The following is a 10,127-nucleotide window of genomic DNA, read 5'->3' on the forward strand; positions in this document are numbered from 1 at the left end:
CATCGCTGTTGCTCTGTGAGGCGCGGAAGCATTTCTATGGAACTTCTCCGCTCGTCGTCGCTTTGTTTGTCGAAGTGCAACAGAGGAAACCCCGATGGCAAACCCGAACGAATCCCCCGCCGTACAATCCATGCGAAAAGAACAGGCAGAGCAGCGGAAGCAGTCCCGAAAGGGCGAACTCGACAGAGCAATCGAGGACACTTTTCCGGCGTCCGACCCGGTGTCAGCCACCCACACCTCAATTCCTGCCGGGCGCAGCGACGTCGAGGCCGCCGAGCGCGTGAAGCGAGAGCCCGATCCCACCAAGCTCGACGAGGCGTTTCCGCTCGCGGATCAAGCCCTGCGCTCGACCGGCGAATTCGCCCGTTCCTCCGAAGGATTTGATGCCGATCACGAGAAGATGCGCGCGCTTCAGAAAGAAGCCGGTCGGATAGCGGAGTCGGCTTCGGAGGTGGCTTCCGGGACAGCCCGCCTGGCAAAGGCGGAAGCACGCAGCTTCGTCCATGACATTGAGGATCGGATACGCCGGCAGCCGCTGACGGCAGTTGCGATCGTCGCCGGCATCGCCTTCGTCTTCGGTGCGACGCGTTGAGGCGCCAGCCATAGCCGGCAAGACATTCCGAGGCGGAAACTCAAGAGCGTTTCTAGAGCATGTCCGGCGGGGGGCTCGGCTTCCGGGAGTCTGATGAAAATCGCAACCTACAACGTCAATGGGATCAATGGACGGCTGGACATCCTGCTGCGCTGGCTCAAGGAGGACGCCCCTGATGTGGTGTGCCTCCAGGAACTGAAGACAGACGACGCGGGGTTTCCGCGAAGGGAGATCGAAAGGGCCGGCTACGGCGCCGTCTGGCACGGACAGCGATCCTGGAACGGGGTAGCCATCCTGGCCAAGGGCAAGACACCGATCCTGACGCGGCGCGGACTTCCCGGCGATCCCGATGATAGCCACAGCCGCTATATCGAAGCTGTCGTCGACGGCATCGTGATCGGGTGCCTGTATCTTCCGAACGGAAATCCGTTCCCGGGCGTCAAGTTCGAGTACAAACTCCGGTGGTTCCGTCGCCTGCACGAATACGCCGCCGAACTCCTCGAGCTCGAGGTGCCTTCGATCCTGGCCGGCGACTTCAACGTCATGCCGACGGAGATCGACGTCTATAAGCCGGAACGCTGGCTGGACGATGCCCTCTTCAGACCGGAAGTGCGCAAGGCCTATGCGCAACTCGTCGCCCAGGGCTGGACCGACGCCATCAGGCATCTGCATCCGGGCGAGCGCATCTACACCTTCTGGAAATATTGGCGAAACAGCTTCGAACGTGACGCGGGGCTTCGGATCGACCACTTCCTGCTCAGTCCGGCCGTCGCCCCATGGCTTCGATCGGCGACGGTCCGGAGAAAACCGCGCGGCTGGGAACATACGAGCGACCACGCGCCCGTCATAATCGAGCTCGACATTTCCGAAGCTGGAGCCGACCTATGAGCCTGGGCCACCGCCGGCCGACCAGCGAGGGAACCCGTCATGTCGCCGAGCGTTAGCGTGCAAAGCGCCGATGCGGAGAATCGTTTTCCTGCATCGCAATTCCCCAACCTGAGGTGACCGCTATGGACGAAAGCAAGAACTACCTCAACACCGATGAGATCCAGGCCGACGACCAAATGTCGCCGAAGCCTATCGAAGGCAAGAATCCGCCAAGGCGAATGCGCAGAAGCGAGGAAGCCATTGCCGAAGGCTCTGACGACACCGAGCGAGTTCGTGTTCCGTCCGCGGTTGCGAATCCTGATTGATCAGCCGATCTGGCGTCCCCTCATTCGTCCGACCTCAGTCGTAGATGCGGCCCGTCAACCAGGATGGCCAGTCCCGCTCGAAGAAGGACTTGGCGCTTTCATCGAAACTACGGTTCGCCCGCGTTGAAAGCCTTATCTCATCACCATCGAGACGAACGACGATCTGCTCCTTGCGATGCGATTCGCGTTCTTTCCGGAAGCGATAATCCGGCAATGGACCTGAGCGCGCGAGCGGCGTGGATTCGCCCGCTATATCGCATATCGCTCGCGCCCCACGGCTGCCGCCGCCACCGCGAATGAAGAAATCAAGCGCGCTGAGCACGGCTTCCGAGGCGAGCGCCATATGCCGCCATTGCACGCCTCGGACCGCCTCCGCTGCGCGACCATAGGCGACGCCGTTGGCGCGGATGTCCACATTCAGTTTGCGCGCTTCGATCAAGGCTCGGGCCACATTCTGCTGATCGCAGAGGATGCCAGCCTTCTCGCTCATTCGCGCCTGCACCTCCGAGCGGATCGATTTGACGGTGAGCGGGCTCTCGGTGCGAAGGGCGGCAAGGAGATCGGAGATGCCTGTCTCTGCCGTACCGGTTATATCCCCTGAAGCTGCCCGCTTCGCCCTGCCGCTCGCGCTGATGTGCTCGGCCGCGCGGGTGCCGAAGACCTGCCCGGCATTGAGCGCTGCCCCACCCGGCCGCGTCACCCCATGGGTGCCCGCTGCCTCCCCGACCGCGTAACAGCCGCCGAGATTGCTGCGCCCCCAGGTGTCGACCATGATGCCGCCGTTCATATGCTGGTTGTTGACCGCAAATTCGAGCGGCTCTTCGGCAATATCGATCTTGTAGCGGCGGTAGAGTTCGATCGCGAGCGGGTTCATATGCTTCAATCGATCGATCGGCATGTCCTGGTCGGCGCCGGCCTTGCCGAGATAGTCGCGGACATCTTCGTCCAGTCTTTCCAGGCTGAACGGCAGGTCGCCCGGTACGGACAGCGGATTGCGGTTGAAGTCCATGAAAACGCGCCGGCCAGCGGCGGTTTCGCCAGAGATGGCGAGATCGACCAGGCTCGAGCCGAAATCGAGCATGCGCGTCGCATGAAAGGGCCACTGATAGCCCTTGCGGAAGACGTTCGACGCCAGTTCCTGCGTGCTGCGGTAGTATTCTGCCAGGAAGTGGTGCTCGACGCCTTCGCGATCGATCGAATAGATATGCGGGATCGCCTGGACATAGGTGCCCGACAGGTTCCACGGAAAGCCTTCCCGGCGCGTTCCGATGCCGAACTGGCTTTCAGTCAGGTTGACCAGCTCGACGCCGGCTTCCAGCGCCAATCCGAGGGAACCGAAGCAGCCGTTAGGATAGACACTGTCGCGATAGAGTTCGCCCGGCCCGCCGGCCGCGAGCACGATCACGCCGCTCACGAACAGCGCGATACCCAGCGGATTCTGCTCTGTACGGTCGCCGGCGCGCATGACAAGTATGCCGACAACATGACGGTCAGCCTCCTCACCCCCAGTGAGGATCTTGACTGCCGTGGTCTGGTTGTAGATCGGCACGCCCAGCCGGATCGCCTCCTCGGCCAGTACCTTGACCATCAGACGCGAGGTACGCGGGCCGCAGCTGGTGGCGCGCCCGACCTCATCATGATCGGTCTGATATCTCAGCGTTCCCCCAAGCGGATCCTGGGGCAGTGGCAGGCCCAAGAACTGGAGCGACGCCATCATCCGCGACGAGCCCACCGCTTCGACGTAGGCCGTGTCCTCGTCCATCGCGCCGCCGCTGCGGATGGCTCGGGCCATCGCCTTGTAATTGTCGCCCTGATCCGCCGTATTCGCGGTGTGCAGGGTCTGCTTGTCCGATCCCGAACAGGCCGAGGTTCCACCCCACGCGCTTTGGCTGACGATGACGACGTCATCGCCGCGCCGGTTCATTTCCACCGCCGCCCGCAGACCTGCCGCGCCGGATCCGACGACGACGCAGCCGGCCCGATAGACTGGCACGTCGACGCCGGCGAGCCGGACCGTTTCCGAAGGGGCGGCCTCGGGTGGCAGCCGCGGCATGTCGACATCGGTCAGTGCGTCAAGAATTTCCTGCGGAACGTCTACGGTCATTGGCGTTCAACCCAGCGGGATGTCGACCCAGCGCCTCAGCCGGGAAGACTCCATGCATGCGTCGACGATCTGGCAGATGTGGTGACCGGTCTCGAATGTCGGCCACATCGGTCTATTGGAAACGATCGAGCGGATCACCTCGGCCACTTCGATGATCTTGCTTTCATTGTAGCCCAAGCCGAAATTCGGCAGCGGCAGAAAAGCCCGGAAGGTAGGGTTTTCAGGCCCCACGTCGATCTCCCGGAAGCCGCGCCGTCCCGTCCGGTCGTCGTTGGAGTAGAAGCGCAGCCGGTTTATCTCGTCATAGCTATAGGCGATGCTGCCTCTCGTTCCGTAGATTTCATAGGTCTGCATGAACTTGCGGCCGGTCGCCACACGGCTGAAATCGACGATTCCGCCGGCGCCGTTTTCGAACCGGCAGAGCAGGTTCGTTGCATCGGGGTTGGTGATATCAGCCCAGGACTCGTTGCCTGTCAGTTTCACCTGCTCGCCATAGGTTAGGCCCTCGACGACAGGCCTGCGCGGCGTCACGATCAGATTGTCGGCGATCAAGGAACTGACGCGGCCAACCAGGAAATCCATGAAACTGAAAATGTGCGAGCCGGTATCACCGACGATCCCGGTCGGCGCAAGCTTTCCATCGGCGCGCCACATGAACGGCGCATAGGGATCACCATAGATGTCGACGTGCTGGCAGCCGCGGAACAGCTTGATCTCGCCGATTTCGCCGGATTGAATGATGTCTTTCGCCAGATCATGGACCGGGTTTCGGGGAAAGGCGTGCCCGACGCGGGTGATGACACCCTTTTCCCTGGCGATGTCGGCCAGCTCCCGCGCTTCAGCGGCGGTGTTTGCCAATGGCTTCTCGCAGTAGACATGTTTGCCGGCCAGCAAAGCCGCCTTGGCCACCTCGTAGTGAAGATGGTCAGGCAGGCAGATATCGATCAGATCGACATCGGGATCAGCGACCGCCAGGTTCCAATCCCGAAGAATTTTTGCGCCCGGCGCTCGGTGGCCAATATCCTCGGCTGCCGTCGAGGGGCCTTCGACGAGAGCGGCGACCCGCGCCGTTCCGTCCGACACTCCGAAGAAATGCGGAAAGGTCTGGTAGGCCATCGTGTGGACCTTCCCCATCCAGCCCGAGGCGCCAAGCACGGCCACTTTGACTTCAGACATTGTCGTCTCTCCTCTCGACGCGGCTCACCGGATTTCGGCGCGAGCCCGAGGCCGCGCATCGTTGCGTTCGTAGGCGAAAATGGTGGGGGCAAGTGCCGGCAAGCCCCGAATGAGGTCCGACCCTTTTTCACCGACCATGATCGTCGGGGCGTTGGTGTTGCACGACGGCACGCGCGGCATGACGGATGAATCGCATACCCTCAGGCCTTCGAGGCCATGGACCTTGAGATCGAGCCCGACAACCGCGTCAGGCCCCGTCCCCATCTTGCAGGTACCGACCGGATGATGATCGGTCTTTGCGTTGGCGCAGCCATAATCGAAGAGCTCTTCGTCGGTCATGACCTTCGGTCCCGGAAGCCTTTCGGCCATGACATAGGGCTTCAGCGCCGCCTGCTGCATGATCTCGCGCGCGAGCTTGAGCCCCTCCAAAGACATCTTCCTGTCGTGAGGATCCGACCAGTAATTGGGGTCGATCAAGGGCGCGGCAGCCGGGTCGGCGGATGACAGACGGACCGTCCCGCGCGAGCGCGGATGCAGATAGGCAGAGTTGAGCGTCACACCTGCATTCTTGAGCCGCTCGACGCCCGCTTCGATGCCCGATCCCAGACCGAGGTGGAACTGGATATCAGGGGAACGCGCTTGCGGGTCGGCGTACCAGAAACCGCCGGTCTCGAAGAGCGACGAGGCGACCGGACCGGTGCGGAACAGGACATACTGAAGCCCTGCCCAAAGCGTGCGGTGGATCTTTGCGACGCCGTCATAGGTGTGATCGCCGGTGCATTCGGATATGACGAAAAGATCCAGGTGATCCTGGAGGTTGCCGCCGACACCCGGCAGATCGTTAAGCACCTTGACGCCAACCGAGCGCAGATGGTCGGCCGGTCCGATGCCGGACTGCAGAAGCAGCTTCGGCGATCCGATAGCGCCGGAAGAAATCAGCACTTCGCGTTCGGCGCGGATGATCTCCTGGCCGCGCGCGGTCACGATCTCGACGCCCGTCGCACGGCCTCCCTCGACGATGATGCGCGCGACGCGAGCGCCGGTCCGGACCGTCAGGTTCTTGCGGTTCTTGATCGGCGAGAGATAGGCGAACGAAGCCGACGACCGGCGGCGGTTGCGCTGCGTCAGTTGGTAAAATCCCACGCCCGCCTGCTGGCGGCCGTTGAAATCGTGATTGTAGGGAATGCCGAGTTCCTGCCCCGCACGGATATAGGCGTCGCAGATCGGCAGCGGCGCAGCCGGCATCGAGACCCCCAGCGGACCGCCATAGGCGTGGTAGTCGTCGGCGAAGCGCTGGTTGTCCTCCGCGCGTTTGAAATAGGGAAGGATCGAGCGGTAATCCCAGCCCTCGCAGCCGTCCTCCCGCGCCCAGAGGTCATAATCCGCAGCGTTGCCGCGGGTATAGAGCTGTGCGTTGATCGACGAGCCGCCACCGATGACTTTCGCCTGCGTATAACGCAGCACCCTGCCTTTCATGTGCTTCTGGGGAACGGTTTCCCATCCCCAGCTGGCGACGCCTTTGGTCATCTTGGCGAAACCGGCCGGCATGTGAAACAGCGGATTCCAGTCGCCTCCACCCGCTTCGAGCAGGAGGACACTGACATCAGGATCTTCGCTCAGCCGGCTTGCCAGCACGCATCCTGCCGGACCGGCGCCGGTGATGATGTAATCGAATCCCATTTTACTGTCCTGTTGCATCCGGCCTGGCGACCGCCAGCGCCTCTGTCATGCCCGCAAAGTCCTTCGCCGCAATGTGATCCGCCACTCTCAGCGCCTGGGCGGCGACGGTGAGCGCAGGATTGACCGCCGCCGAGGTGGGGAGGAAACCGGCGTCGACGACGAAGAGGTTCTGGTGATCGTAGGAACGGCAGTACGGATCCAACGGCGCTGTCGCGGGATCGTTGCCGATGCGGATCGTTCCGCATTGATGGGAGGGCGTGCGTTTGTCGAAGGGCCGCGACAGCACGACCGGAAATCCGATCGATTTCAGGATGACCTTCAGCTTGGCGACAAGGGCAAGATGGGCGTCCCAGTTGCTTCGCTGCCATTGAAGAATGATCCGGTCTCCATCGACCATGACCCGGCTTTCGGGATTGGGCACGTCCTCGCTCATGGCATAGAAGTCGATGGCATGGGTTGTGATGAAGCGCAGAAACCATTCCGGAGCCTGCGGCAGAGAGCCCTTGAGGACTTTCTCGGAAATGCGGCCCAGGAGCTGCACATTGCCGAGCGGTGGTCCTCCCTCACCGTCCGAGAGATAGAAGTCGTTAAAGGCAAACGTCTTCTGGTAGACAGCCGTGTTCCTGAATTTTGGCGAGACGCCGATAACGGCCGACGCATTGTGGTTCATGAAGTTGCGGCCCACCTGGTCGGAAGAATTCGCCAGGCCGCTTGCGAAGCGGTCGTTTTTCGAGCGCAGCAAAAGCACGGAGGACTGGACCGCCCCGGCGGCGAGGATGACGATCTTCGCCGAAACGGTCAGCGTCTCACCGTTCTTGACATAGGTCACCCGGTCGATCCGGTTCCCCGCGCCCATGTCGAGCCTCGTCACGCGCGCATTGGTTTCGAGCCGGACGTTCTCGTGCTTCAGCGCCACCGCAAGGGCTGCAGTCTCGGCGTCCATCTTGCCGTCCCGTGAATTGGGATGCGCATCCCAAGGCGTGCGTGCCTTGGAGAGCCAGGCATCGAGATCCATGCCGAGCGGCAGGGAAAACGGATGCAGGCCTTTCTTCTTGAGACGCGCCCTGACATCGGCGATCGGCGCCTCGTCAGGGACCGGCGGATAGTCGTAGGCAGCCGAATGATACGGTTCGGTGGGATCCTCGCCCAGACTGCCGCGAACCTGATACATCAGTTCCGCCCGGCAATACCACGGCTCCAGAGTTTCATAGGGAAACGGCCAGGCCGGCGACACACCTTCCCGGTGCTCGATGACGTCGAAATCCTGCTCGCGATAGCGCGACAAGACCGCGCCGTAAAACTTCGAATTCCCGCCGACATTGTAGTAGTTGCCGGGGTTGAATCCCTTGCCGTTCGCCTCGTACCAGGTTTCCTTCGGCCGAAAATGCCCGCGCTGGAAGATGGCGCGCTGGTCGCGATTGACCGGAAGATCGGCGATGTGATCGCCGGCCTCGATGATCAATATCCGGGCGCCGGTCACCGCCAGGCCGGCGGCGACCGTGGAGCCGCCGACGCCTGAACCGATGATGACGATATCTGGTGAACCGCTCATATCAGCACCTGGCCATCACCCGATCCTGGCCTGGCTTTCTGGATCGAAGAAGACGGCCTTATCGAGATTGAAGGCCAGTCGGGTTGTCTGCCCTGGCGCGATACCGGCATCGGCGCGCAGGCGGGCGACGACGGATTTACCGCCGAGCTTGGTTACGGCGAAGGTGTCGGAGCCGGCCGGTTCGACCACCTCGATCAGGCAGTCGCCCTCGCTCAGCATGCGCGCCTTGCGGTCGGCGCCGTCGGGATCGGTCAGCGCCTCGGGGCGGATGCCGAAGATCACCTGTCTGCCGGTATAGGTGGTCAGGCCATTGTTGCCAGCCATGACGGGGAGCTTGAGCGGGGCGGCATTCGGCCGCTCCAGCGAGACTTCGAGCCCACCGGCGCCGTTCTCGACGGTGGCGGTCAAGAGGTTCATCGCCGGCGATCCCATGAAGTCGGCGACGAAGATGTTGGACGGGCTGTTATAGATCTCGGCCGGCGTGCCGAACTGCTGCAGCACCCCGTCCTTCAGCACGGCGATCTTGGTCGCCAGCGTCATCGCCTCGATCTGGTCATGGGTGACATAGACGAAGGTGGTGCCCATGCGCTGATGCAGCCGCTTGATCTCGGTGCGCATGTCGACGCGCAGCTTGGCATCGAGATTGGAGAGCGGTTCATCGAACAGGAAGACCTGCGGATTGCGCACCAAGGCTCTCCCCATGGCGACGCGCTGGCGCTGGCCGCCCGACAGCTGGCTCGGCTTGCGGTCGAGCAGATGGCCGATCTGCAGCATGTCGGAGACTTGCTTGATCGCCTTGGCACGTTCGTCCTTCGGCACGCCGCGGATCTCCATGCCGAAGGCGATGTTGCCCGCCACCGTCATGTTCGGATAGAGCGCATAGGACTGGAACACCATGGCGATGTCGCGCTTGGAGGGATGCAGGCCGCTGATGTCGCGCCCGTCGATCCTGATATCGCCCGAGGTGATCGTCTCCAGCCCGGCAATGGTGTTGAGCAGGGTGGACTTGCCGCAGCCGGACGGGCCGACCAGCACGAGAAAGCCGCCCTTGTCGAGTTCGAGGTCGATGCCCTTGAGAATGTCGACGGCGCCGAAGCGCTTTTTCAGACCGGAGATTTCGAGGAAGGCCATGGATTACCCTTTGACAGCGCCCGCCATCAGACCGCGCACGAAGTAGCGGCCGGCGAGGATATAGACGATGAGCGTCGGCACGGCGGCGATCATCGCCGCCGCCATGTTGACATTGTATTCGACCACCCCGGTCGAGGTGTTGACGACATTGTTGAGCGCCACCGTCATCGGCATGGAATCGCCGGTGCCGGCATAGGCCGAGGCAAACAGGAAGTCGTTCCAGATATTGGTGAACTGGTAGATGACGGTGACGACGATGATCGGCAGCGAGTTCGGCAGCATGATGCGCCGGAAGATCTGGAAGAAGCTGGCGCCATCGACCTGGGCGGCCCGCACCAGCTCGGTCGGAAAGGCCTCGTAGAAATTGCGGAAGAACAGCGTCGTGAAGCCCAGGCCATAGACGACATGGACGAAGACCAGATTGACGGTCGGATTGCCGAAGCCGAAGGCAAAGCCGGTGGCGTTCTGCAGCGTCATGCCGAAGCGGCCGAGCGAACCGAGGATCGTCGCCATCGGCAACAGCACCGACTGGAACGGAATGAAGCAGGCAAACAGCATCAGCCCGAACACCAGCGTGTGGCCGGGAAAGCGCCATTTGGTGAGCACATAACCGTTCAGCGCCCCCATGATGGTGGAGATGGCGACGGCCGGCACCACCATCTTGATCGAGTTCCAGAAGTAGCCCTTGATGCCGGCGCA

General features: G+C 62.3%; 9 protein-coding genes. 3 read left to right on the forward strand and 6 right to left on the reverse strand.

Features of this window, described 5'->3' with window-relative positions; translation table 11 throughout:
- Positions 1-94: 94 nt before the first annotated feature.
- The 3 genes from FHT79_RS14585 (at position 95) to FHT79_RS14595 (ending at position 1,785) form a co-directional block, all read left to right on the forward strand.
- Positions 95-592, forward strand: a complete 498-nt coding sequence (locus FHT79_RS14585) for a hypothetical protein (protein ID WP_183903535.1) — start codon at positions 95-97, stop codon at positions 590-592.
- A gap of 93 nt (positions 593-685) precedes the next feature.
- Positions 686-1,480: an exodeoxyribonuclease III gene (gene xth / locus FHT79_RS14590; protein WP_063475650.1), complete on the forward strand. Its 795-nt coding sequence runs from the start codon at positions 686-688 to the stop codon at positions 1,478-1,480.
- Between the two features lie 122 nt (positions 1,481-1,602).
- The gene (locus FHT79_RS14595; protein WP_063475387.1) at positions 1,603-1,785 is read left to right on the forward strand and encodes a hypothetical protein; all 183 of its coding nucleotides are present in this window, start codon (positions 1,603-1,605) and stop codon (positions 1,783-1,785) included.
- Between the two features lie 34 nt (positions 1,786-1,819).
- Here the strand turns inward: FHT79_RS14595 and FHT79_RS14600 are convergent, their stop codons facing one another.
- The 6 genes from FHT79_RS14600 to FHT79_RS14625 all read right to left on the reverse strand — a co-directional run.
- Entirely contained in the window at positions 1,820-3,889 is a 2,070-nt protein-coding gene (locus FHT79_RS14600; RefSeq protein WP_183903537.1) for an FAD-binding protein, read from the reverse strand.
- A gap of 6 nt (positions 3,890-3,895) precedes the next feature.
- Complete coding sequence (locus FHT79_RS14605; protein WP_183903538.1) at positions 3,896-5,065, reverse strand: Gfo/Idh/MocA family oxidoreductase; 1,170 nt, start codon at positions 5,063-5,065, stop codon at positions 3,896-3,898.
- A 24-nt stretch (positions 5,066-5,089) separates the two neighbouring features.
- Positions 5,090-6,745 (reverse strand): GMC family oxidoreductase N-terminal domain-containing protein, encoded by a 1,656-nt coding sequence (locus FHT79_RS14610; RefSeq protein ID WP_183903539.1) that lies wholly within the window; start codon positions 6,743-6,745, stop codon positions 5,090-5,092.
- Between the two features lies 1 nt (position 6,746).
- Positions 6,747-8,297, reverse strand: a complete 1,551-nt coding sequence (locus FHT79_RS14615; RefSeq protein ID WP_183903540.1) for a GMC family oxidoreductase — start codon at positions 8,295-8,297, stop codon at positions 6,747-6,749.
- A gap of 15 nt (positions 8,298-8,312) precedes the next feature.
- Complete coding sequence (locus FHT79_RS14620; protein ID WP_028757118.1) at positions 8,313-9,428, reverse strand: ABC transporter ATP-binding protein; 1,116 nt, start codon at positions 9,426-9,428, stop codon at positions 8,313-8,315.
- A gap of 3 nt (positions 9,429-9,431) precedes the next feature.
- Positions 9,432-10,127: carbohydrate ABC transporter permease (locus tag FHT79_RS14625; protein ID WP_183903541.1), on the reverse strand; the 696-nt coding region annotated here is incomplete at its 5' end.

Source organism: Rhizobium sp. BK212, assembly GCF_014197475.1.
In the GTDB taxonomy this organism is placed as follows: Bacteria; Pseudomonadota; Alphaproteobacteria; order Rhizobiales; family Rhizobiaceae; genus Rhizobium; species Rhizobium anhuiense.